Source organism: Streptomyces sp. NPDC020780, from assembly GCF_044334475.1.
GTDB lineage: Bacteria > Actinomycetota > Actinomycetes > Streptomycetales > Streptomycetaceae > Streptomyces.
The window spans coordinates 150,753-173,875 of the sequence record NZ_JBIRTB010000003.1 but is presented as its reverse complement, the minus strand read 5'-3'; the positions used below and the strand labels follow the sequence as shown (position 1 = coordinate 173,875).

Annotated in this window: 20 protein-coding genes; 9 read left to right on the top strand and 11 right to left on the bottom strand. The window is 73.0% G+C overall.

Annotated features, from left to right (window positions below; genetic code table 11):
- Nucleotides 1-76: 76 nt before the first annotated feature.
- On the bottom strand, nt 77-1,066 hold the full coding sequence (locus ACH4VO_RS07015; protein WP_360989009.1) for a PRC and DUF2382 domain-containing protein: 990 nt from the start codon (nt 1,064-1,066) through the stop codon (nt 77-79).
- A gap of 369 nt (nt 1,067-1,435) precedes the next feature.
- Between ACH4VO_RS07015 and ACH4VO_RS07010 the strand changes: the two genes are divergently transcribed.
- Both ACH4VO_RS07010 and ACH4VO_RS07005 read left to right on the top strand, forming a co-directional pair.
- The gene (locus ACH4VO_RS07010) at nt 1,436-2,020 is read left to right on the top strand and encodes an adenosylcobinamide amidohydrolase (protein ID WP_360989394.1); all 585 of its coding nucleotides are present in this window, start codon (nt 1,436-1,438) and stop codon (nt 2,018-2,020) included.
- Nucleotides 2,021-2,119: 99 nt separating this feature from the next.
- The gene (locus ACH4VO_RS07005; RefSeq protein ID WP_360989011.1) at nt 2,120-3,016 is read left to right on the top strand and encodes an NAD(P)-dependent oxidoreductase; all 897 of its coding nucleotides are present in this window, start codon (nt 2,120-2,122) and stop codon (nt 3,014-3,016) included.
- Between the two features lie 166 nt (nt 3,017-3,182).
- Here ACH4VO_RS07005 and ACH4VO_RS07000 read toward each other — a convergent pair whose 3' ends face one another.
- From ACH4VO_RS07000 to ACH4VO_RS06990, 3 genes are all read right to left on the bottom strand, one after another.
- Nucleotides 3,183-4,346 (bottom strand): homoserine O-acetyltransferase, encoded by a 1,164-nt coding sequence (locus ACH4VO_RS07000; protein ID WP_398440902.1) that lies wholly within the window; start codon nt 4,344-4,346, stop codon nt 3,183-3,185.
- Nucleotides 4,343-5,704 (bottom strand): bifunctional o-acetylhomoserine/o-acetylserine sulfhydrylase, encoded by a 1,362-nt coding sequence (locus ACH4VO_RS06995; RefSeq protein ID WP_360989017.1) that lies wholly within the window; start codon nt 5,702-5,704, stop codon nt 4,343-4,345. Before ACH4VO_RS06995 ends, ACH4VO_RS07000 begins: the two co-directional genes overlap by 4 nt.
- Nucleotides 5,705-6,011: 307 nt before the next feature.
- The gene (locus tag ACH4VO_RS06990; RefSeq protein ID WP_360989020.1) at nt 6,012-6,881 is read right to left on the bottom strand and encodes a SigB/SigF/SigG family RNA polymerase sigma factor; all 870 of its coding nucleotides are present in this window, start codon (nt 6,879-6,881) and stop codon (nt 6,012-6,014) included.
- A gap of 614 nt (nt 6,882-7,495) precedes the next feature.
- On the opposite strand from ACH4VO_RS06990, the gene ACH4VO_RS06985 reads away from it, so the two are divergent.
- Nucleotides 7,496-8,233, top strand: a complete 738-nt coding sequence (locus tag ACH4VO_RS06985; RefSeq protein WP_360989023.1) for a GNAT family N-acetyltransferase — start codon at nt 7,496-7,498, stop codon at nt 8,231-8,233.
- A 48-nt stretch (nt 8,234-8,281) separates the two neighbouring features.
- Nucleotides 8,282-9,562, top strand: a complete 1,281-nt coding sequence (locus ACH4VO_RS06980; protein ID WP_360989397.1) for a PP2C family protein-serine/threonine phosphatase — start codon at nt 8,282-8,284, stop codon at nt 9,560-9,562.
- A gap of 183 nt (nt 9,563-9,745) precedes the next feature.
- Here the strand turns inward: ACH4VO_RS06980 and ACH4VO_RS06975 are convergent, their stop codons facing one another.
- The 5 genes from ACH4VO_RS06975 to ACH4VO_RS06955 all read right to left on the bottom strand — a co-directional run bounded on the left by ACH4VO_RS06975 (nt 9,746) and on the right by ACH4VO_RS06955 (nt 15,014).
- On the bottom strand, nt 9,746-10,252 hold the full coding sequence (locus ACH4VO_RS06975; RefSeq protein WP_360989026.1) for an NUDIX domain-containing protein: 507 nt from the start codon (nt 10,250-10,252) through the stop codon (nt 9,746-9,748).
- 499 nt (nt 10,253-10,751) lie between these two features.
- Nucleotides 10,752-11,165, bottom strand: coding sequence for a PTS fructose transporter subunit IIA (locus tag ACH4VO_RS06970; protein ID WP_360989028.1), 414 nt, complete (start codon nt 11,163-11,165; stop codon nt 10,752-10,754).
- Nucleotides 11,162-11,779, bottom strand: a complete 618-nt coding sequence (gene dhaL / locus ACH4VO_RS06965; RefSeq protein ID WP_360989031.1) for a dihydroxyacetone kinase subunit DhaL — start codon at nt 11,777-11,779, stop codon at nt 11,162-11,164. The genes ACH4VO_RS06970 and dhaL overlap by 4 nt, the downstream gene beginning before the upstream one ends.
- Nucleotides 11,780-11,817: 38 nt before the next feature.
- Nucleotides 11,818-12,810 carry a dihydroxyacetone kinase subunit DhaK gene (gene dhaK / locus ACH4VO_RS06960; RefSeq protein ID WP_360989034.1) on the bottom strand — a complete coding sequence of 331 codons (993 nt, stop codon included), beginning with the start codon at nt 12,808-12,810 and terminating at the stop codon, nt 11,818-11,820.
- A gap of 119 nt (nt 12,811-12,929) precedes the next feature.
- Nucleotides 12,930-15,014 (bottom strand): SpoIIE family protein phosphatase, encoded by a 2,085-nt coding sequence (locus tag ACH4VO_RS06955; protein WP_360989036.1) that lies wholly within the window; start codon nt 15,012-15,014, stop codon nt 12,930-12,932.
- Nucleotides 15,015-15,238: 224 nt separating this feature from the next.
- Here ACH4VO_RS06955 and ACH4VO_RS06950 point away from each other — a divergent pair, with 224 nt between their 5' ends.
- The 3 genes from ACH4VO_RS06950 to ACH4VO_RS06940 all read left to right on the top strand — a co-directional run bounded on the left by ACH4VO_RS06950 (nt 15,239) and on the right by ACH4VO_RS06940 (nt 19,442).
- Nucleotides 15,239-15,808, top strand: a complete 570-nt coding sequence (locus tag ACH4VO_RS06950; RefSeq protein WP_360989038.1) for a WHG domain-containing protein — start codon at nt 15,239-15,241, stop codon at nt 15,806-15,808.
- Nucleotides 15,809-15,989: 181 nt separating this feature from the next.
- Complete coding sequence (locus tag ACH4VO_RS06945) at nt 15,990-17,174, top strand: GDSL-type esterase/lipase family protein (RefSeq protein WP_360989040.1); 1,185 nt, start codon at nt 15,990-15,992, stop codon at nt 17,172-17,174.
- A 150-nt stretch (nt 17,175-17,324) separates the two neighbouring features.
- Nucleotides 17,325-19,442 carry a SpoIIE family protein phosphatase gene (locus ACH4VO_RS06940; protein WP_360989042.1) on the top strand — a complete coding sequence of 706 codons (2,118 nt, stop codon included), beginning with the start codon at nt 17,325-17,327 and terminating at the stop codon, nt 19,440-19,442.
- A 45-nt stretch (nt 19,443-19,487) separates the two neighbouring features.
- Here the strand turns inward: ACH4VO_RS06940 and ACH4VO_RS06935 are convergent, their stop codons facing one another.
- Entirely contained in the window at nt 19,488-20,084 is a 597-nt protein-coding gene (locus ACH4VO_RS06935) for a DUF1349 domain-containing protein (RefSeq protein WP_360989045.1), read from the bottom strand.
- 181 nt (nt 20,085-20,265) lie between these two features.
- On the opposite strand from ACH4VO_RS06935, the gene ctaD reads away from it, so the two are divergent.
- On the top strand, nt 20,266-21,921 hold the full coding sequence (gene ctaD, locus ACH4VO_RS06930) for a cytochrome c oxidase subunit I (protein ID WP_360989047.1): 1,656 nt from the start codon (nt 20,266-20,268) through the stop codon (nt 21,919-21,921).
- Nucleotides 21,918-22,307 carry a cytochrome c oxidase subunit 4 gene (locus tag ACH4VO_RS06925; protein WP_360989050.1) on the top strand — a complete coding sequence of 130 codons (390 nt, stop codon included), beginning with the start codon at nt 21,918-21,920 and terminating at the stop codon, nt 22,305-22,307. The genes ctaD and ACH4VO_RS06925 overlap by 4 nt, the downstream gene beginning before the upstream one ends.
- Nucleotides 22,308-22,485: 178 nt before the next feature.
- On the opposite strand, the gene ACH4VO_RS06920 is transcribed toward ACH4VO_RS06925, so the two are convergent.
- Nucleotides 22,486-23,109 carry a TetR/AcrR family transcriptional regulator C-terminal ligand-binding domain-containing protein gene (locus ACH4VO_RS06920; protein WP_360989053.1) on the bottom strand — a complete coding sequence of 208 codons (624 nt, stop codon included), beginning with the start codon at nt 23,107-23,109 and terminating at the stop codon, nt 22,486-22,488.
- Between the last annotated feature and the right edge of the window lie 14 nt (nt 23,110-23,123).

Here is a 23,123-nt window from a genome sequence, read left to right as displayed (position 1 = left end):
CGAAAGGGGCGGGCCCGCAGCTGTCCGGGTCCACCCCTCGCTTCCGTGGCGCGGCCCGTCGCCGCGGTGTGAGGGGTCAGCGGCGACGGCCCTGGCCGAACTCGCCGCCCATGTCCTTGCCGCTGCCCTTGTCCGTGCCCTCCCCGTAGTCGATCTTCTCCTTGCGGATCTCGGCGGAGACTTCCTTCTGTTCGGTGACCCTGTTCGTCTCGAGACGGACCCGCTCCACCGGGACCGTGTCCTTGCGGACGGTGGCGCGTTCCGCGTGCAGGGTGACTTCGACATCCTGCTCGCCGATGTCCGTCGGCCCCGTCGTCTTCTCGCCGGGCTGCAGGGGCTCGCGGACCACGCGTACCTCCTCGTGGGACACGGGCACGGTACGGGTGACGTTCTCCGTCACGACGTACTTGTGCAGACGTGCCTTTCCGCTCTCGTACTCCTCCGTACCGACGAGGAGCTGCTCCTCGGAACGCACCATCTCCTCCCGGCCCCCGATACCGGCGGACCGTTCGGCCCCGGCTCCGGCGAGCGGGCGTGACGTGGAGGAGGCCTCCGTGTCGCGGTCCCTGCCCGCGCCCGCACCGGCGGTGGTGCCGGCCGTCGTCGCCTTTCCCTTGGTGGTCCGTGCGGTCCCCGCCGCTCCCGCCGCCCCGGCTGTTCCGGCTCCGGCGGCGCCCACGGCTCCCGTCCCGGTCCCGGCCGTGGTGCGCCCTTGACCGAGCGCGCCGGAGTTGCCGCCGGCCTTCCTGGTCAGGCCGTAATGGCGGTAGAGCTCCTCCTCCTCGGACACGGAGAGATGAGCGTCGGCATCCACCCGGGGGGCTTCCTTGACGCGGTCCTTCGGATGCGAGACGTGCAGGTCGGAGCCCACGCGCCGGGCTCCGGTCAGCGGTACGAAGCTCTCCTTCATACCGAACATGCCGGTCTTGACCGTGATCCAGTCAGGCTTGCCGGTGTCGTCGTCGACGTACACCCGTCCCACGGTGCCGACCTTCTCGCCGTCACTGTCGTAGACGGTCAGACCGTCGAGTTCCCCGGAATCCGTGAAACCGTCAGCGGCTCCCATGGCCGATCCCTCCTCGCCCGGGCGCGTCCTGTGGGTGGGTCCACCAGGGGTGGCGCGCCCGAATTCCATCGCGCCTCACCCGGTTGGACGCTGCAACTTCCCGGGCCGGGCCTCGAGCGGCCCGGGACACCGCGACCGGGCCGTGGCGCCGCGTCACGTGGGTGTCGGCTGTCTCGGCGAATTACGCCATTCGGGTGAGAGGGGCTTCGTGGGCGCGGCCTCGGCCCGCACGTATGATCGATGCGCCGTAGCCGACCGTCGGCCGGAAGCCGCCGGGGGTGCGCCATCGATTCCGTACGCATCCGACTGCCCGGACCGCGCGGCGAGCTGCTGGGCCGGCACGAGGACGGTCTGGTTCTGCACCAGCTGGTGTGGCGGCTGGGGCCCGGCTGGCGCGTGTGCAGCAGCGCCGTCCTCGGCGGCGGCATCGGGCCGCGCGCCTGGATCCTCAACGCGCAGGTGCCCGGCGGCTACCCGCGCCTCGACCCCGACCGCCACCTCGCCGAGATCGCCGCCGCGGCCGGGCTGAGCGGACCCGGGGCGGGACTGATGACGGCCGCCGACGTCGCCGCGTACACCGTGGCGGCCGACGGAGGCGTGACCGCCACCGTCACCAGCGGGCTCGGGGTGCGGGGCTGGGCCGCCGTCCCGGCCGAGGGCACCGACGGCCCGCCGCCGCCGGGCACCGTCAACATCGTGGTCACCCTGCCCGTGGCCCTTACGGACGCCGCCCTGGTCAACGCCGTGGCGACCGCCACCGAGGCTAAGGTCCAGGCACTGCTGGACGCCGGACTCGACTGCTCGGGCACCCCCACGGACGCGGTCTGCGTCGCCACGCCCGCCCCGGGGCCCGGCCTCGGTGAGCCGTTCGCCGGACCACGTTCGCGCTGGGGATCGCGACTCGCCAGAGCCGTGCACCGCGCGGTGCTCGAGGGCGCGCTGCGGCAGTCTTGAGGCCGACCGGCCGCGAGAGCGCCCGTGTCACGGGCCACCGGTCTCCGGCCCACGCCGCCGCGCCCCCGCCGGGCGCACAGACGAAGGGAAATCCCCGACATGACCACCTCCTCCTACGTGGGCGCCACACCGGGCAGGCCGACCGTCGCTGTCCTGGGCACCGGCATCATGGGTTCGGGGATGACGCGCAGTCTGCTGAGGGCAGGGCTCCCCGTCCGCGCCTGGAACCGCACGCGGGCCAAGGCCGGCCCGCTGGCCGCCGACGGCGCCACCGTCACGGACACGGCCCAGGAGGCGGTGCTCGGTGCCGACGTCGTCCTGACCGCGCTGAACGACGGTCCGTCCGTCGCCGAGACCCTCACCGCCGCGGCCCCCGGTCTGCGCCCCGGTCAGGTCTGGCTCCAGAGCGCCACCGTGGGGATCGACGCCACATGCGATCTGGCCCACCGGGCGGCGGACCTCGGCCTCGTCTACCTCGACGCCCCGGTCTCCGGCACGCGGCAGCCCGCCGAGCAGGGCATGCTCACGGTGTTCGTCTCCGGCCCCTCCGGCGCACGGGCTACGGCACTGCCCGTCCTGGAGGCGATCGGACAGCGCACCGTGTGGGTCGGCGAAGAGCCGGGAGCGGCCACCCGGCTCAAGCTGGTCGCCAACACCTGGGTGGTCAACCTGGTCAGCAGCGTGGCGGAATGCCTCAACCTCGCCGAGGGGCTCGGGCTGGACCCTCAGCTCTTCCTGGACGCCATGAAGGGCGGCCCGCTGGACACGCCCTATCTGCAGGGCAAGTCCGCCGCGGTGCTGTCCGGCGACCTCACCCCGAGCTTCGCGCTCTCCACGGCCCTCAAGGACACCCGGCTGATCCTCGACGCGGCAGGCACCGCCGGGGTGAGGCTGGACCTCGTCGCCGCCGCCGCCGAGCGGTTCGCCCGCGCCGAGGCGGCCGGACACGGTGGTCAGGACATGATCGCCACCTACTACGCGGGTCGCGCCGAATAGCCGCACAGGGAAGGGCTGCAGCCGGACGACCGCCCCGGCGCGGGTCTCGGGAGCTCGCGGCGACGGCGTCCCCTCCGCCGGGTGACCGAGGGAGGGCACACCGTCCCCGCGCCCCTCGCGACGCCGTCGCACGGAGTGCTTCACGGGCAGGCAAGGGCGCGGGCGGTCACGAGCGCACGGAGTCAAGCAACTCCCTCACGACAGAGCCGACTTGTGCGGTCTCGACGAGGAACCCGTCGTGCCCGTGCGGTGAGCGGATGATCCGCGGGCGATCGGCGCCCGGCAGCAGTGCCGCCAGCTCCGCCTGCTGCGCCGGCGGATACAGCCGGTCCGAGTCGATGCCCGCGATCAGGGCGGGCATCCGCGCCCCGCGCAGGGCGCGTACCGCACCGCCCCGGCCGCGGCCCACATCGTGACCGGTCATCGCCTCGGTGAGCGTCACGTAGCTGCCGGCGTCGAAGCGGCGCACCAGCTTGGCAGCGTGGTGGTCCAGATACGATTCCACCTGGTAGCGCCCGCCCCGCGAGGGAATCTCCCCGTCCTGGGCCGCCCGGCCGAACCGCGACGCGAGCTCCGCCTCGCTGCGGTAGGTGACATGGGCGATCCGCCTGGCCTGCCCGAGGCCCCGGTGCGGGCCGGCACCAGGGGGCGCGTCGTGGTAGTCGCCCTCCCGCCATCCGGGGTCACCGCGGATGGCCGAGACCTGGAGGCTTCCCCAGGCGATCTGCTCGGCCGAGGAAGCGGCCGGGGCGGCGAGCACCAGGAGCGACCCCGTGCGGTCCGGCAGGCCCACCGCCCATTCGAGGGCACGCATGCCGCCCATCGAGCCCCCGATCACCGCGGCCCACCGGCCGATCCCGAGGGCATCCGTCAGCGCCGCCTCGGCCGCCACCTGGTCGCGGACCGTCAGGCGGGGGAAGCCGGCGCCCCAGCGGGCTCCGTCGGGCCGCCGCGAGGACGGGCCGGTGCTGCCCTGACAGCCACCCAGGACGTTCGGTGCGACGACGAACCACCGGTCGGTGTCCAGCGCCCTGCCGGGTCCGATGAGCGCGTCCCACCAGCCCGCCGTCGGATGCCCCGGGCCCGCGGGGCCCGCCGCGTGGCTGTCACCGGTCAGCGCGTGCAGCACCAGCACGGCGTTGGATCCGTCCGGGGCGAGCCTGCCCCAGGTCTCGTACGCCATCCGCACCCCCGGCAGCGTGGTACCGGATTCGAGGGGCAGAGCGTCCGCGAGCGTCACCCAGCGACGGTGTCCCGGCGGGTCCTCCTCCCGCCGGCCGCCGGAGGCCGGGGGGAGAAGGGGCACGGGGGGCGCGGCGACGCGGTTCAGGACGCCGCCTTCGCGGCCCGGAACCCGGCCTCCAGATCGGCCTTCAGGTCGGCCACGTTCTCCAGACCCACCGAGAGCCGCACCAGCCCGGGGGCGGCGCCCGTGGCGGCGAGCTCCTCCTCCGTCAGCTGGCTGTGCGTCGTGGACGCCGGGTGGATGATCAGGCTCCGTACGTCACCGATGTTGGCGAGGTGGCTGAACAGCTCGACCGCGTCCACGAACCGCTTGCCCGCCCCCACCCCGTCCCGCAGCTCGAAGGCGAGTACGGCTCCGGCGCCGCGCGGCAGGTAACGCCGGCCGGTCTCGTACCACGGGCTGGACTCCAGTCCCGCGTAGTGCACCGCGGCCACCTCGTCGCGGCCCTCCAGCCACCGGGCCAGAGCCAGCGCGTTGGACGTGTGCCGCTCCAGGCGCAGGCTCAGCGTCTCGACACCCTGCAGGAGCAGGAACGCCGAATGCGGGGAGAGCGCCGGTCCCAGGTCGCGCAGCAACTGCACCCGCAGCTTCACCGCGTACGCGCCCTGGCCCAGGTCGGGCCAGTACCTCAGGCCGTGATAGCTGGGGTCGGGGGCGTGGAAGTCCGTGAAGCGCTCCGCGTGCGCGCCGAAGTCGAAGGTGCCGCCGTCCACCACCACACCGCCGACGGTGGTGCCGTGCCCGCCGAGGAACTTCGTCGCCGAGTGGACCACGATGTCGGCGCCGTGCTCCAGGGGCCGCAGCAGGTAGGGGGTCGGCACGGTGTTGTCGACGATCAGTGGGACGCCCGCCTCGTGGGCGGCGTCCGCGACACCGCGGATGTCGAGGACGTCCCCGCGCGGGTTGCCCAGCGTCTCCGCGAACAGCGCCTTCGTGTGCGGGCGGACCGCCGCCCGCCACGCCTCGACGTCCGAGGGGTCCTCGACGAACGACACCTCGATGCCGAAACGGGGGAGGGTGTGCCGGAACAGGTTGTACGTCCCGCCGTAGAGGGAGGCGGCGGAGACGATGTGATCCCCCGCACCGGCCAGCGTGAGGATCGCCAGTGTCTCGGCCGCCTGCCCCGACGCCAGCGCGACCGCGGCGACCCCGCCCTCCAGCGCGGCGATCCGCTGCTCCAGGACGTCCTGGGTGGGGTTGTGGATCCTGGTGTAGATGTTGCCCGGCTCGGCCAGGGAGAAGAGGTCGGCGGCGTGCTGGGTGTCGCGGAAGACGAACGAGGTCGACTGGTAGATCGGGACCGCGCGCGCACCGGTCGTCGGATCCGGGACCGCGCCGGAGTGGATCTGCTTGGTCTCGAACGACCAGGCGGGCCCGGTGTCCCGGGGGTCGTGGTCCTCGGCGGTGTACCCAGCGGTGACGGAGTCGAGCGGCTGGCTCATGTGTCTTTCCTCGCACGGTGGTTCAGTGGCGGACGTGCGCGCGGGCCCGGATGGCGACGCGGCGGCGACGGACTGGTTACGGACCGTAGAGGGCGCCTGCGGGGCCGGGGAAGGGGAGCGCGCGAGTGGCCACGAAGCTGCAATACCGCGGCAACAGAGACAGTCGCACCGGCGCGGGGGAGGCGGAGAGGGCGAGGCGGACGCCGCGGTGCCGGCCCGCCTCGCGTCGGCGAGGGCGGCGGCCCCGGGGGAGCGGCCGGGAGCGGGCAGCGTCACCGGGCCAGCGGGCCGGCCAGGGGGGAGCGGGTCAGTCCTGCGTGAACATCCCGCTGCGCAGCTTGCGGAGGATCCGGGTGAGCAGCCGGGAGACGTGCATCTGGGAGATGCCCAGCTCGTCACCGATCTGAGCCTGCGTCATCTCCTGGCCGAACCGCATCTCGATGATGCGCCGCTCACGCGTGTCGAGTTCGTCCAGGAGCGGCGCCAGCGTGTGGAGGTTCTCCACCGTCTCCATGGCGGGGTCCGGCCCGCCGAGCACATCGGCGAACGTGCGGCCGTTCGTCCGGCCCCCCGCGTCCACCGCGTCGGCGGGCAGGTCGAGCGAACCCGCCGTGTACCCGTTGGCGGCCACGATGCCCTCGGTGACCTCGCTCGCGTCGAGGCCGAGGTGGGCGGCGAGTTCCTGGACCGTGGGGTCACGGTCCAGATCGGCCGCCAGGGCCTCCTTCGCCTTGGCCAGATCCACCCGCAGCTCCTGGAGCCGCCGCGGCACGTGCACCGACCAGGTGGTGTCCCGGAAGAAGCGCTTGATCTCACCGACGATGTACGGAACGGCGAACGAGGTGAACTCGACCTCGCGGGCGAGGTCGAAGCGGTCGATGGCCTTGATCAGGCCGATCGTGCCGACCTGGATGATGTCCTCCATGTCGCCACTGCCCCGGTTACGGAAGCGGGTGGCAGCGAACCGTACGAGGGAGAGGTTCATCTCGATGAGGGTGTTGCGCGCGTACTGGTGCTCCGGCGTGCCCTCCTCGAGGGTCTGGAGCCGGTCGAAGAAGAGCTTCGACAGCATCCGCGCGTCCTGAGGCGCGACCTTCCCGGCGTCCTCTATCCACGGAAGTCCGTCCGCGGCGTCCGCCCGGTCCATACCGGTGGTCCGTGCACTGTGCACCGTCATCTCGTCACGCTCCCCGGCTCGATGGACTTGAGATCTAGGCGCCTGCCCGCACCGGGGCAACCTATGCGTGCAAAAACGGATCTGAGCCCAATTCACGGAATTGCCGGTCCGAACCGTGCCGTCAACCTCACCGCACCCCGCCAGGGCCGGGTCCGCAGGACGCGGGAGCACACGGAACCGCCCCACCGGTACGGGGGAGCCCGGTGGGGCGGCCGTACCCAGAGTGCCACAGCGGACGGCCCGGTGGGGGCGGATCCACGCAGCCGGGGAGATCCGCCGGGTCCGGCCCGGGGCCCGCGCGACGTGACGCACCGCCACCCGGTGCGCGCTGCGCGGGGTGCGGTACTCCTCACGCGCTCGTGAACACTCCGGTGCCCCGGGAATAGCCCCAGGCGGCACGACCTTGGTGCTGCAGGCGGCGATCGCGTACGCATCGCGGTCCGCCGTGCTCCGAGACCGACCGGAACGAGGAAGACCATGCGCCCGCCCCGTACACCCGACCGCCACGGCACCGGAGGGCAACGCCCCGCCGAGCCACGGCCCGCCCTGTCCGCCGCACGCCGGCCCTCCCCGTGCACCGGCGTGCGCGGCCGCCCGGCGGCCGTGACCGCCGTATGAGCACCCCGGGTCAGGTCTTCGCCGCCCACCCCCTGGACCATCCGGTCCGCGCCTCGCTGACCGGCCCCCACGCCCACTTCGCCGAGCGTCGCGGCCGGGTGCTGCGCTACCCGGCCGGCGTCACACCGTGGCTCGCCCTCCCCGACGTACCCGACGCGCGGGACTGGGCCGATGCCGCCGCCCTCGCCGGCCCCGGCGGGACCGTCACCCTCACCGCTCACCGCGAGCCTCCGCCGGCCGGCTGGGAGATCGTCTTCCAGGCGGAGGGCGTGCAGCTCGTGGACGACTCCGTGGCTGCCGCCCCCGATGAGGAGGCCGTACCGCTCGGACCCGCCGACGTACCGGACATGCTGGATCTGGTCGAGCGCATGCGCCCCGGACCGTTCCTGCCGCGCACCGTGGAGCTCGGCACCTACCTCGGCATCCGCCGGGCCGGAGTCCTGGTCGCGATGGCGGGGGAGAGGTTGCACCCGCCCGGCTGGACCGAGACCAGCGGCGGCTGCACCGACGCGTCCGTACGGGGTCAGGGCCTGGCGACGCGGCTCGTCCGGGCCGTCGCCCACGGCATCAGGGAGCGGGGCGAGAAGCCCTTCCTCCATGCCGCAGCGTCGAACACCCAGGCGGTGCGGCTCTACGAGTCCCTCGGGTTCGCGCTGCGCCGCCGGACCTCCTTCCTGTCCGCGCTCGTCCCGGCGGAGCACGGCCCGCAGGACCCCGGGCCGAGGGGCGGGTAGCGTGGAACAGGTGGGGCGTTGAGGGACGAACGCGCGGGAGGCGGTGCCGTGGCCATGGGACTGCGGCACCGATCGGCGGCACGCAGGAAGCCGCTGCCCGGGACGGATCCGGACGAGACGGCGGCGGGCGCCTCACGGATCGGGAACGGCGCGCTCGCGCTGTCGGTCGGCTCCTTGACGGCCGGCCTCGTCGTGCTGGACGCCCTCACCGGACGCGCGCTGCCGCTCATCCCGCTGCTGATCATCGTGCCCGCACTGGCCTCGGTCTTCTGCTCGGTCCGTCAGACCGTCGCGGTGGCGTCCTGGGTCACTCTCGTGGTCGTCGGTTCCCAGGTCGCCTCGACGGGCGCGTTCTGGGACGTGGTCTTCCTCATCGGCTTCACCACCCTCGGCAGCGCGCTGGGGGTGGTGGCCTGCGCCGCGCGTATCCGGCACGCCACCGAGATGGCCAGGCTCCGTTCGGCCACCGTCGCCCTTCAGCGGCAGATCCTGCGCCCCCTTCCGATCACCACCCGGCAGATCCTGGCGCAGGGCTTCTACGAGCCCGTGGAGGAAGACCGGTACGTCGGCGGGGACATCTACGAGGTCGTCCAGTCGCCGTACGGGACCCGGGTGATCATCGGCGACGTGCAGGGCAAGGGACTGCCCGCGATCGGCGCCGGGTTCGCCGCACTCGGCGCGTTCCGGGAAGCGGCCGTGCGCGAGCCCGGTCTCACCGCCGTCGCCGACGCCGTGGAGAGCGCCGTCTCCCGGCACAACGCCTTCTCCGCCGAGACCGGCGAGGCCGAGCGCTTCGTCACGGCCCTGCTCCTCTGCTTCGACGGCGGTGACCGGGTACGGGCCGTGAACTGCGGTCATGTGCCGCCCCGCCTGCTCCACGACGGGTCGGTGTCCCCGGTGCGCCTGCGCCGGACGTTCCTGCCCCTGGGCCTGGGGGACCTCTACGGAGAGTCGCGCGCCGCGGAGACGTTTTCCTTCCCGCCCGGCGCCGCGCTGCTGGTGTGCACGGACGGCGTGACCGAGGCGCGCGACGCCGCAGGAGCGTTCTACCCGCTCGACGAGCGGATCGGCCAGTGGGCGGAACGCGGACCGCGCGACGTGGTGGAGGCACTGCGGGCCGATCTGCGGACGTACGCCGCCGGGGTGCGCAGCGACGACGTCGCGGTGCTTCTCCTCAGCCGCCCGGACGTAGCCGGTGGACCCACGCCGGGCCAGGAACGCGAGGCGGCGGTCGCCGGCCGCGGTGCGTCGCGGGCCGACGGCGGCCGGGCTGCGCGCCCACGGGCCGGCCCCGCAGCCCCGCCGGGCCAGGGGTGCGCCCCGAAGTGACGGCCGCACCACCCTTGACGCATACATGGCTGTCCGGAACGCTCATGGGAGCGCTCCCGCGCCTTGGGGCGGGAGGCTCCCGCGCCTTCGCTCCCGCACGTTCCTCGTGCATCGCAGTGACAGAGGGATGGACACGCACGCACCGGAACGGCGCTGTTCGAAGCCGTGCCCGGGCAGGGGGGCCTACGGCCGCAGGGGGAGCCGCCCGTCACGCACGAAGCGGCGCAGCCGGTCGACGAAGACCCGCTGGCCCACCACCAGGCGCTCCGCGGCCTGGGTCGGCGTGCACCACGCGAACCGGTCCATCTCCGGGAACTCCCGCTGCACGCCCGAGCCCCGCGGCCACTCCATCGTGAAGGTCCCGGGGACCGCCCGCGAAGGGTCCAGGTCACCCTCCACCGCCCATACGGTCACCCGTTTGCGGCTGGGCTGCCGCACCTCTCCCAGCGGCACCCAGGGGCCGTCCGGGACGGGCAGCCCCAGCTCCTCCTCGAACTCCCGGCGGGCCGCCGCGGCGGGCTCCTCGCCAGGCTCGTACTCACCCTTGGGAACCGACCAGGACGCCGTCTCGCGGCCCGTCCAGAACGGACCGCCCATGTGCCCGATCAGCACCTCGGCGTCCTGCCCGCCGTCCTCGTCGGGGACGACGCGGAAGAGCAGAAGACCGGCACTGCGCCTGGCTGTCGACATGTCGTCAAGTGTGCGGGCTACCGCCGCACGTGACCACCCGCACCGGGTACCGCCCACGGGGCCCGGTCCCGCGGCCACCCGGGGGCGGTGGCCGGGGGCGACCGTGCCGGTGCGCCACATGAGTCCTGGGCGGGTGGGGGCGGGTGGCAGTTAGTCGTCCGGTGTCCCGGGCGGCCCGCTCGGGCGCCCGTGCCGACCGGGTTCGTGCCCGGCCGAGCGGACGGAACGGCGGCCCGACCACCCGGCCGGCACGGGCGCGCGCCGGCGGAGCCTTCACCTTGGTAACCGGAGGATGGCCGAACACCGCCTCCCCCTGGCGGAACGAACCTACACATGCACCGCGTGCGGGCTCTCGTCCCCCAGGGACAAGAACTCCGCACGCGTGATGCTCGTCCGGGCTGGTCTCACCCGGGTGGCGCTGAAGGCGGAAGCCCTGACGGAACGCTGTTCCGCCAGGCAGCCTGAGCCAGGAATCCCCTCCCTCCAGGGAGGGGAGGATTCACGTCTTGCGGTAGCCGTACGCGTCCGTGGCGGCCGCCTCCACTGCCGCAAGGTCACCGCCCGCCGACGCGGTCACCAGGGCGGCGACCGCGCCTTCGACGAACGGTGCGTCCACCAGACGGGCGTCCTCGGGCAGTTCGTCACCCTCCGCCAGCATGGCCTTCACCGTCAGTACCGCGCTGCCCATGTCGACGAGCAGCGCCACCCCGGCGCCCCGGTCGACCGCCCTGGCCGCCTCCGAGATCAGTTCCGCACTCGTCCCCAGGCCCCCCGCGGACGTCCCCCCGGCCGCGGCGACCGGAGCCGTCGCGCCACCGGCCGCCAGCCCCTTGGCCAGCTCGGCGACGGCCTCCGCGACCGGCCCGCTGTGCGAGACCAGGACTATTCCGACCTGCCGGTCCTCGTTGTTCACGCGTCGCCTCCACCGCTCGCCCCGCCCGCCTCCACGAGTGCCCCGACCAGCAGGGCCGCGGAGGTGGCCCCCGGATCCTGGTGCCCGATGCTGCGCTCACCCAGATAACTGGCCCTGCCCTTGCGCGCCAGCAGAGGCACGGTCGCCTCCGCGCCGGCGAGCGCCGCGTCCCGGGCGGCCTCGGCCGACGTCCCCAGCGCCTCGACGGCGGGCAGCAGCGCGTCGAGCATCGTCTTGTCGCCGGACCGCGCCCCGCCCAGCTGTGCCACCGCCGCGACGCCGTCCCCGAGTGCTTCGGCCAGCTGTCCGGCGCTCACTTCGGGAGCCGTGCCCAGCGCCTTGCCGGCCCGGCGCAGCAGCGTCCCGTACAGCGGCCCCGACGCGCCGCCGACCGTCGAGATGAGCTGCCGTCCCGCCAGCGTCAGCACGGCCCCCGGAGTCGTGGGCGGCTCCCTGTCGAGGACGGCGGTCACCGCGGTGAAGCCGCGCTGCATGTTGGTCCCGTGATCGGCGTCGCCGATCGCGGCGTCCAGGTCGGTCAGCCGGCCCGCCTCACGGTCGACGGCCGCCGCGGTGGCGGTCATCCAGCGAAGGAAGAAATCGGTGTCGAGCACACGCTCTCCTGTTCCTCGAGCACCCACGGGCGGACGGTTCACCGGCCCCAGCGGAGCGCGGGCGTCTGTACCGGCGCGTCCCAGAGCCGCAGCAGTTCCTCGTCCACCTGGCAGACGGTCACCGAACAGCCCGCCATGTCGAGCGACGTCACGTAGTTCCCCACCAGCGTACGAGCCACCGATACGCCGCGCTCGGACAGCACCCGCCGCACCTCGGCGTTGAACCCGTAGAGCTCCAGCAGGGGTGTCGCCCCCATCCCGTTGACCAGCACCAGCACCGGGCCGCTCGGACGCAGGTCCTCCAGCACCGCGTGCACCGCGAAGTCGGCGATCTCACCGGACGTCATCATCGGGCGCCGCTCCCGCCCCGGCTCGCCGTGGATTCCGATCCCCAATTCCAGTTCACCGGAGGGAAGGTCGAACGTCGGGCCGCCCTTGGCCGGGGTCGTGACGGCGCTGAGCGCCACCCCGAAGCTGCGTGCCGACTCGTTCACCTGCCGGGCCACGGCCTCCACCCGCTCCAGGGGTGCGCCCTCGTCGGCGAGGGCCCCGGCGATCTTCTCGACGAACAGTGTCGCGCCCGTGCCCCGCCGGCCGGCCGTGAAGGTGCTGTCGGTCACCGCCACGTCGTCGTCCACCAGGACCCGGGCGACCCGGACGCTCTCCTCCTCGGCGAGTTCGGCCGCCATGTCGAAGTTCAGTACGTCCCCGGTGTAGTTCTTCACCACGAACAGGACGCCCGCGCCGCTGTCGACGGCGGCGGCGGCCTTCACCATCTGGTCGGGCACCGGAGAGGTGAAGACCTCGCCGGGACACGCCGCGGACAGCATGCCGGGCCCGACGAACCCGGCGTGCAGCGGTTCGTGCCCGGACCCGCCGCCGGATACGAGGCCCACCTTCCCGGCCACGGGCGCGTCGCGCCTGAGAACCAGACGGTTCTCGACGTCCACGGTGAGTTCGGGGTGGGCGGCGGCCATGCCGCGGAGTCCGTCGGCGACGACGGTCTCAGGGACGTTGATGAGCATGCGCATCGGTGCCTCCTGGAAAGAGTGCCGGCCGGGCCGCAGAGCCGGATCGGACCGCACAGCCAGTATCGAAGACGAGGACCTGATCGGCGAGCGAGGCGGCGACGCCGGCGCGGCGGACACGGTCAGCTCGCCCCCGTCACCGAGATCTCGCACCAGACCGTCTTGCCGTCCCCACGTGGTTCGATGCCCCAGGCCGTGGCCAGTTCCTCGAGCAGCATGAGCCCGCGGCCCGAGGTCGACTGCTCGGTGGCGGCCCTCCGTCTGGGGGAGGCCGTCGAGGTGTCGGTGACGGCCAGGCGCACCGCGCGCCCCTCCTCGCCGACGACGCCGGCCGTGAGCGTGGCGCTGCCACGGGTGTGCAGCAGGGCGTTGGTGGCCAGTTCGCACGCGAGCAGTTCCGCCGTGTCGGCCATCGCGTCCAGGGACCAGCGGCCGAGCGCTGTGCGCAGGGCGCGGCGTGCGGCCTTGAGGGAACCGGCGTCCGTGGGCGTGATGGTCACCTCCATCCGAGGGTCCGCCGCGTGCTCCCCGGGGAAGCGCCGCATCACCAGCAGGGCCACGTCGTCCTCGCCTCCCGTGTAGCCGCCCATCGTGCGCAGCAGGTGGTCGGCGAGGGTGTCGGGATCCCGGGGGCCGTCGCGGAGTTCGCCGAGGAGGCGGGCGCGTCCCTGGTCGATGTCCTCGGTGCGCGCCTCGACGAGGCCGTCCGTGCACAGGAGCAGGGTCGAACCGGGTTCCAGGACCGTCTCGAGGGCCGGATAGGCGGGCTGGGCTCCCGGGGCGGTGAGGCCGAGCGGCAGTCCTCCCGGGGCGTCGAGCCAGTCGCAGGTGCCGTCCGGCCGTCGCAGTACGGCGTCGAGGTGCCCGGCCCGGACGAGGACGGTCAGCCCGGTGACGGGGTCCAGGAGAGCGAACAGGCAGGTGGCGAACCGGTCCGTGTCCAGCTCGGCGAGGAAGGCGGAGGCGCGGGCCACGACCGTCGTGGGGGGATGCCCCTCGGCGGCGTACGCCCGCAGGGCGATGCGGAGTTGGCCCATGACGGCCGCGGCGGTCACGTCGTGGCCCTGGACGTCCCCGACGACGGCGGCGACGCGTCCGTCGGGCAGCGGGATCGCGTCGTACCAGTCGCCGCCGATCCCGCCCTGGGCCCTGGCCGGACGGTAGCGGGTCGCGAGTCCCAGTCCGGGTACGTGCGGCAGCTGACCGGGGAGCATGGCCGTCTGGAGCCCGGCGGCCAGCTCGTGCTCGCGGTCGTACAGCAGAGCCCGCTGGAGGGACTGGGCGATGACCTTGCCCAGCGCGGTCAGCACCGTCCGCTCGTCGTGCGTGAAGGGCGCCCTGCCGTCGTAGGTGAGGCCCAGCGCGCCGATGGCGTCGTCGTGAGCGATCAGCGGCAGGTACACGGCGGCCGTGGCGTCGGAGAACATCCTGAGGTACGGGCCCATGTCCGGGTAGCGCGCCACGTACTCCCGGCGGCTGACGATGAAGACGGTCTCGCGGGTACGGGCGGCGTCGGTGAGCGGCAGGTGCTCGTCGAGGCGGGCCAGGTGGAAGTCGCGGACGAGATCCGGATGCACGCCGTTCGACCCGGCCAGACGCATCCGGGCGTTGTCCACCAGGCCGAGGATGATGCTGGCGGCGCCGAGCTGTTCCATCAGCAGCGTCGTGGTGAGCGCGTCGGCGACGTCGTCGACCGTGACGGTGGGGGCGAGTGCGTCGCTGACGTGCCCGACGATGTCGGCCTGCCGCCTGCGGTCGAGCCGGGCCTGGCGCAGCTGTTCGGTCTGTTCGAGCGCCCGTAGCTCCTGGCTGGCATCCCGGATGATCCCGATGACCCGGACGGGGTTCCCCTGCTGGTCGCAGACGACATGGCCCTGGGTGTGCGTCCAGCGCAGCCAGCCGTCACGGTGCCGTACGCGGAAGTACAGGCTGAAGCCCGTACGGGTCCGCAGCGCCCGGTCGACCTGGTCCTCGACCGCGCTCAGCTCGCCCGGCACCATGCGCTCGCCCAGGGTGCTCAGGCGGCCGTCGTACTCGCCCGGACGGAATCCCATCACGGCGAGGCCCGCCTCGTCGTACCGCATCGTGCCGCTCGGCAGGTCCCAGGTGAAGCTGCCCATGCCGTTGGCGGCCAGGGCCACGTGCGCGGCGACCGGGTGCTGCCGCCCCTGGACTGGCCCGCTGTCGCGTCGGCCGAACCGATGCATCCGCTGCCTCCCGCTCGCACGGCCGCCCGGTCCCGTCCGGGGGGTGGCCCAGGCGCCCGGTCGGGGCGCGAGCACACGCCCATTCTGCGCGGGGGCGGCGGTCCACGCCCGTCCTGCGGACGGGACCCCGGTTCACCAGGGGCGGCCAGCTTCCTTGAAGTTACTGGCACTTGCCTAAAGGTATTAGGGAAATGCATGATGGACTCCGGCGAAGGAGGACGGGCATGGTGCGCGCAGGACTGACCGCGGAGCGACTGACACGGGCCGGGGCGGAGCTGGCCGACGAGGTCGGCTTCGAACAGGTGACCGTCTCGGCACTCGCCAGACGGTTCGACGTCAAGGTCGCGAGCCTGTACTCGCACCTGAAGAGTTCCCAGGACCTCAGGACCAGGATCGCCCTCCTGGCCCTGGAGGAACTGGCGGACCTCGCGGCCGCCGCCCTGGCCGGGCGGGCGGGCAAGGACGCCCTGACGGCCTTCGCCGACGCCTACCGCGACTACGCCCGGGAACACCCCGGGCGCTACGAGGCGGCGCGGTTCCGGCTCGACCCCGAAGTCGCCGCGGCGAGCGCAGGGGTCCGGCACGCCCAGATGACGCGGGCGATCCTGCGCGGCTACGACCTCACGGAACCCGACAGCACCCACGCCGTACGGCTGCTGGGCAGCGTCTTCCACGGCTATGTGAGTCTCGAGGCGGCCGGGGGCTTCAGCCACAGCGCCCCCGACTCGCAGGAGAGCTGGGAGTGGACCCTGGACCGCCTCGACGCGATGCTCCGCAACTGGCCCATGAGCTGACCCCCGCGTGACGGCCCGTCGGCAGCGACCGGCCCCGGCCGCCACCCGCCCCGGCCTGTCGGCCGCCTACCACCGGCCCGGCCTTCCGGCCCGGCATCACCGGCCCACCCGCCGGCCTCGGCCCGCCGGCGTACGGGCTTACCCGAACGGCCCCACCCCGACCTGCTCGCAGGAGGAGACCATGAACCCCCCGGACCACTGGATCACCACACCCGTCACCGCAGACCTCCTGCGCGGCGCACTCGACCTGGAGCGGACCGCACACGGTGTGCTGCCGCACCGGCTGCCCGCCTGGGCCCGCGCCCAGAACACCGACGGGCAACTCGCCATGGCGGAATCCCAGCCCTCCGGCGTCCGGCTGGCCTTCCGCACCAGGGCCACCCGCGTCGAGATGGACACACGGCCCACCAAGCGGGTGTACGTGGGCGCTCCGCCCCGGCCGGACGGCGTGTACGAGCTGCTCGTCGACGGCCGGCCCGCCGGCAGCGCCCACGTGGAGGGCGGCAGCACCCTGACCATCGACATGGTGGCCGGGACGGCCGAGCACCGGGGCGGCCCGGCCGGCACCCTCCGCTTCACCGGCCTCCCGGACCGGGCCAAGGACGTCGAGATCTGGCTGCCGCACGACGAGACCACCGAGATCGTCGCCCTGCGCACCGACGCCCCCGTCGAGCCCGCTCCCTCCTCGGGCCGGAAGGTGTGGCTGCACCACGGCAGCTCGATCAGCCACGGCTCGGACGCGGCGGGCCCCACGAGCACCTGGCCCGCCCTGGCCGCGTCGCTCGGCGGCGTGGAACTCCTCAACCTGGGTTTCGGTGGCGGCGCGCTGCTCGATCCCTTCACCGCCCGCGTCATGCGGGACACCCCCGCCGACCTTCTCAGCGTCAAGATCGGCATCAACATCGTCAACGCCGACCTGATGCGGCTGCGCGCCTTCACACCTGCAGTCCACGGCTTCCTCGACACCCTGCGCGAGGGGCACCCCACCGCCCCGCTGCTGGTCGTCTCACCCCTCCTGTGCCCCATCCACGAGGACACCCCCGGCCCCAGCGCCCCCGACCTCACCGGCCTCGGCACCGGGCGCCTGCGGTTCCGGGCCATGGGCGACCCCGCCGACCGCGCGAGCGGCAAGCTCACCCTCCGCGTCATCCGCGAGGAACTGGCCCGGATCGTCCGGCAGCGGGCAGCCGAGGACCCCCACCTCCACCACCTCGACGGCCGGGCCCTCTACGGGGAGTCCGACGCTGACGAACTGCCGCTGCCCGACGGGCTCCACCCGGACGCCGCCACCCACCGGCGCATCGGCGAACGATTCGCCGGGCTGGTCCTCGCCCCCGGTGGCCCCTTCGCGGCGGGCGGCGCCTGAGCGTCCGGGCCGGCGCGGAGGAACGGGCCGCGGCCCGTCAGGGAGCGGACTGGTTGAGGGCCGGCCACCACAGGCGCATTCTGGGACGAGAGCCGCGACCGAGGTCCGCGGACGACGGACCGGTCGGCGGCGGAGGGCGAGTGGTGGCGCATGGAAGAGCGTGACCAGCAGGCCGACGGGACCCCTACCGAAGCGCCCACGGCCCGGATGAGGGCGCGCATCCTCGACCAGCTGCCCGTCGCCGTGGCGTTCTTCGGCCGCGACCAGCGGCTGGCGATGGCCAACCCGGCCGCTACGGCGGCCATGGTCAGGACGGAGGCGTCCCTGCTCGGGCTGTCACCGGCGGAGGTCGACGCCGGGGTACTGGTGCGCGGCGGGGAAGGGCTCGCGGAGGCGATCGACCGGGTGATGGCGACCGGTGAGGCGGAAGCCTACGAGAGACACCTGATACTCGCCGACAGCGAGCACGTCCGGGAGGCCATGCTCACCCCGGTGAAGGACGCGGCCGGAGAACTCCTGGGCGTCTCCGTGGTGACCCTCGACACCACCGCCCAGTTCTGGGCACGCCGGCGCATGGCCGTCCTCGACCGGGCGAACACGCGCATCGGCAGCACCCTGGACGTGGGGCGCACCGCCGAGGAACTGGCGCAGATGGCCACGGAGGACTTCGCCGACTTCGTCGCGGTCGACCTGCTCGCCGAGGTACTGACCGGCGACGAGGCGCGCTCCCCCTTTCGGCGGAACGAGATCGCGTTTCTCCGCGTGGCGCAGAGTTCGGTCCTCGAGGGCTGCCCCGAGTCGGTCGTCGGGGTGGGCGAGGCGCACACCTACGATCGCGAGTCGCCGGTAGGCCGCACGCTGGCCACCGGCGAGGTCTCCCGGTTCGCGGTCGACGAACTGACGCTCAGCCGGTGGGCAGGGGTGGACTCGGCCCGGGTGCGCAGCATGAGGGTTCACAAGGTCCACTCGGCGATCGTCGCCCCGCTGAGAGCCCGCGGGATCACGCTCGGCATGGCCACGTTCTGCCGTCACCGGACCCCCGCCCCGTTCGGGGAGGGTGACCTCTCCCTCTGCGGCGAACTCGTCTCGCGCGCCGCCGTCTGCGTGGACAACGCCCGCCGTTACACCCGGGAACGAGCCACCGCCCTCGCCCTGCAGCGCAGTCTCCTGCCGAGCCGTTCCGCCCCGCAGAAGGCCGTCGAGGTGACCTCACGCTACGTACCGTCCACGGTCGGCGCGGGCATCGGCGGGGACTGGTTCGACGTCGTCCCGCTCTCCGGCGCCAGGGTCGCCCTCGTGGTGGGTGACGTCGTCGGCCACGGTATCCACGCCTCGGCCACCATGGGCCGACTGCGCACCGCCGTACGCGCCCTCGCCGAGGTGGACCTGGCCCCGGAGGAACTGCTGACCCAGCTCGACGACCTGGTGATGAAACTCGACCACGAGGAGGAGCCGGGCGCGGCCGGCACGGCCCCGGTCGCTGGCGCGACCTGCCTGTACGCGGTGTACGACCCGATCACCGGCCTCTGCACGATGGCCAGGGCCGGCCATCCCGAGCCGGTCCTCGTCCGCCCGCACGAGAGGCCGGAGAAACTGCGGCTGCCCCCGGGGCCGCCGCTGGGGGTCGGGGGCGTCTCGTTCGAGGCGGCCAGGTTCGACCTGCCGGAAGGCAGCCGGCTCGCCCTCTACACCGACGGCCTGGTGGCGGTGCCGGGCCGGGACGCCGACGCGTCCCTCGCCGAACTCTGCCGCCTGCTCGCTCGGCCCGAGACCTCGCTCGACCGCACCTGCGACACCGTGATGAGCACCCTGGTGGCCGAGCGGCCGGAGGACGACGTCGCCTTCGTGCTGGCCCGCACCCGCCGGCTCGGCGAGGAGAACTACGCCTCCTGGGACCTGGCCGCCGACCCCGCCGTCGTCGTGGACGCAAGGAAGAGCGCCGCCGCCCAGCTCGAGACGTGGGGCCTGGACGACGCCGTCCTGACCACCGAACTCGTCGTCAGCGAACTGGTCACCAACGCCATCCGCCACGGCGGACCGCCCATCACCCTGCGCCTCATCCGCGACATGGCACTCGTCTGCGAGGTGTCGGACGGCAGCAGTACGGCCCCGCACCTGCGCCGAGCCCGGATGTTCGACGAGGGTGGCCGCGGCCTTCTGCTGGTGGCGAGTGTCACCGAACGCTGGGGCACCCGGTACAGCGGCACCGGCAAGACCATCTGGGCCCAGCAGCCCCTGCCCGGGGCGCCGGGCACGGACGGCTCCTGAACCGGCGGCCCGGGCCGATGCACCGGCCGAGGAGCCGCGCCTGGCCTACTGCGGGTGCAGAGCGGTGTCCGCGGGCCCGGTCGTGAAGGCGGTGAAGCGCACGCGCAGCCCCTCGCGTTGCGGGGAGCAGCAGAAGGGACCGGCGAAGGCGGCCGCGTCCGGGTCCAGCGGAGCCAGCCGCACCAGGCGCCACGGCAGGTCGTCACACCGGGCCCGGACCGTGACGGCGTCACCCGAACGGCTCACCCGTACGGTGACATGGCGCCCGGCCCACTCCGGCACCGGCGACAGCGACCAGTCGGACACCTCGCGGGTGACGACCGCGCCCAGGTGCGGAACACCGTCGGACATCTCGATGCCCGCCTTGATCCAGGTGCGTTCGTCCACCCGGACCATGACCCCGGCCTGGTCGTACAGCTCCTCGAAGCGCGCGAGGAAGGAGACTTCGACGGCGGTTCCGGAAGGGAAGCCGGTGAGCAGGGCGTGCCCGTCGTCACGGACGAAGCCGTAACCCGTGGTGCGCCAGAAGTCGCTCCGCCCCCGGGCGGTCACCACGAGGCCGTCACCGTCCTCCGCCGCGTCCAGGGGCGGGTTGAGCCAGGAGGCCCGCGCCCTGTCCACCGCCGTCTGCTGCCCGTCCATACGTCTCCTCGATCGCCGGCGAGCGAGTCTACGGGCCGTCAGGACGCCGTGCCTCCCGGGCCGGGCGGGGCCGTCTCCGGGATTGATTCCCGGCACGCCGCACGGGTACGGGAGCGAGTGCGACTCGTAGTGGAAGAGTTGCGGCGGTCGGGCTCGGCGGTTCCAGAAGTGCGGAGGGCGTATGACACCGGTGCGGGACACGGCCGAGGAGGCACCACCGGATCACGGCACCGGGCGTCGCACAGGCCAGGGCGCCACGGTGCTGCGATGGCTGTCGACCACGGACCACAAGGTGATCGGGTACATGTACCTCGTCACCTCCTTCGCCTTCTTCCTCTTCGCCGGTGTGCTGGCGATGCTGATGCGGGCCGAGCTGGCCCGGCCCGGCCTGCAGATCATGTCGAACCAGCAGTACAACGAGCTGTTCACCGTGCACGGCACGATCATGATGCTGCTGTTCGCGACCCCCACCTTCACGGGGTTCGCCAACGCGGTGATGCCCCTGCAGATCGGGGCGCCGGACGTGGCGTTCCCGAGGCTGAACGCCTTCACCTACTGGGTCTACCTCTTCGGCGGTCTGATGGTCGTCGCCGGCTTCCTGACAGCCCACGGGGCGGCGCCCTTCGGGTGGTTCGCCTACGCGCCGCTGAACGGCTCCCGGTTCTCGCCGAGCAGCGGCGCCGACCTCTGGGTGATGGGCCTGGTGGTGGCGGGACTGAGCACCATCCTCGGATCGGTCAACTTCATCACCACCATCGTCTGCCTGCGCGCGCCCGGCATGACCCTGTTCCGCATGCCGATCTTCACCTGGAACGTCCTGTTCACATCGATCCTCGCGCTCCTGGCCTTCCCCGTCCTCACCGCGGCACTGCTGGCCCTGGAGGCGGACCGGAAGTTCGGCGCGCACATCTTCGACGCGGCCAACGGCGGCGCACTGCTGTGGCAGCACCTCTTCTGGTTCTTCGGCCACCCCGAGGTCTACATCGTCGCCCTGCCCTTCTTCGGGGTGATCACCGAGATCATTCCCGTCTTCAGCCGGAAACCGATCTTCGGCTATGTCTCGCTGGTGGGCGCCACGATCGCGATCACCGGGCTCTCCGCCACCGTGTGGGCCCACCACATGTTCGCCACGGGCGCTGTCCTGCTGCCCTTCTTCTCCCTGATGTCCTTCCTGATCGCGGTACCCACCGGGGTGAAGTTCTTCAACTGGATCGGCACCATGTGGAGAGGGTCGCTCTCCTTCGAGACGCCCATGCTGTGGTCGGTCGGATTCCTCGTGACCTTCCTCCTGGGCGGCCTGACCGGTGTGCTGGTGGCCTCCCCACCGCTCGACTTCCATCTGACGGACAGTTACTTCGTCGTCGCCCACCTGCACTACGTGCTCTTCGGCACCATCGTGTTCGCCACCTTCGCAGGCTTCTACTTCTGGTGGCCGAAGTTCACCGGGCGCATGCTGGACGAACGGCTCGGCAGGATCCACTTCTGGGTGCTGTTCACGGGCTTCCAGCTCACCTTCCTCGTCCAGCACTGGCTCGGCGAGCAGGGGATGCCGCGCCGCTACGCCGACTACCTGGCGGCCGACGGGTTCACGGTCCTCAACACCCTCTCCTCGATCGGCGCATTCCTGCTCGGCCTTTCCACCCTGCCCTTCCTCTACAACGTGTGGAAGACGGCCAGGTACGGCGAGAAGGTCACGGTCGACGACCCCTGGGGCTGGGGGCGTTCACTGGAGTGGGCGACCAGCTGCCCGCCGCCCCGGCACAACTTCCACGCGCTTCCGCGGGTCCGCTCCGAGTCCCCGGCCTTCGACCTTCACCACCCGGAGGTGCCGTCATGAGAACGGAGGCCTGGCTCTTCACCGGCACGGCGGTGTTCTTCGGCGTGACCGGATCCCTCTACGCCGTGTTCGCCCAGGAACCGGCCGGCATCGCGGCCCTCCTCGTGTCCTTCCTCATGTCCGGGCTCATCGCCGTCTTCCTGTGGCGGCAGTACTGGCGGGACGGGCGGCGGCCGGAGGACCGCGGGGGAGCGGAGGTGCGATCCGTCGGCGGCCGGCGGGCCTTCTTCCCCGCGCGGAGCTACTTCCCCGTGATCGCCGCCGCCGGATGCGCGCTGACCGGCCTCGGAGTGGTCGAGGGCCTGTGGCTGACGCTCATCGGTGTGGGCGTCCTGCTCCCCGGCGTCTTCGGCTTCGTCTTCCAGAACCTCGGCCATCCGGAGTAGGCGCTGCCCGACAAGGCCGGGTATGGAGGAAGCGGGGCCCGGTGACCCCCGGAGAGCGCCGATGACGGCGGAGCTCCGGGCCGGCCCCGGGAAGCTGGATCCGTACGCACGTCGACCGGGTCGGGCGGGGCCTGTCGCTGCTCCTGATCACGCGTGCGCGTGCTCCCGGCCTCCTCGTTCACCCGCCCTCTGCCCGGGTGGTGAAGGCGCCCGCGGCAGCCGCCACCGCTGCCGCCGCCGCGGCCCGTTCCGGGAGCCGGGGGTCGGGATCGGTGCGCAGGAGTACCAACTCGTGGTAGAGCGGCGCCGTGGCGGCGATCAGCAGGCTGCGGGCGTCGGTGTGCCGCGCGGGGAGTTCACCGCGCCCGACGGCGCGCTCGACAAGGATCTCGCACTGGGCGTACCGGTCCGCCCACAGCCGCGTCTGGGCCCGCGCCGCCTGCTCGGAGTGGAACGCGGCGGCCATCAGGGCGACGGCGAAGGACGGCTTCACGACCAGGGACTCCTGGATCTGCTCGTTGAGGGCCGTCAGATCACCGCGCAGGGAACCGGTGTCCGGGGGCTGCCAGTCGATCTCGCCGGCGGCGTCGATGACGTCGACCAGCAGACCGCCGACATCGCGCCAGCGCCGGTAGACCGTGGTGCGGTGCACTCCCGCACGGGTCGCGACACCTTCGACCGTGAGTCCTTCGTGACCGCTTTCGGAGAGTTCGGCGCGTACCGCGTCGAGGACCTGGGCGCGGACGCGGGCGGTGCGACCGCCCGGGCGGCGGCCCTGCGGGATGGCCGGCGGGTCTGTCATCGGGAATCCGTTAT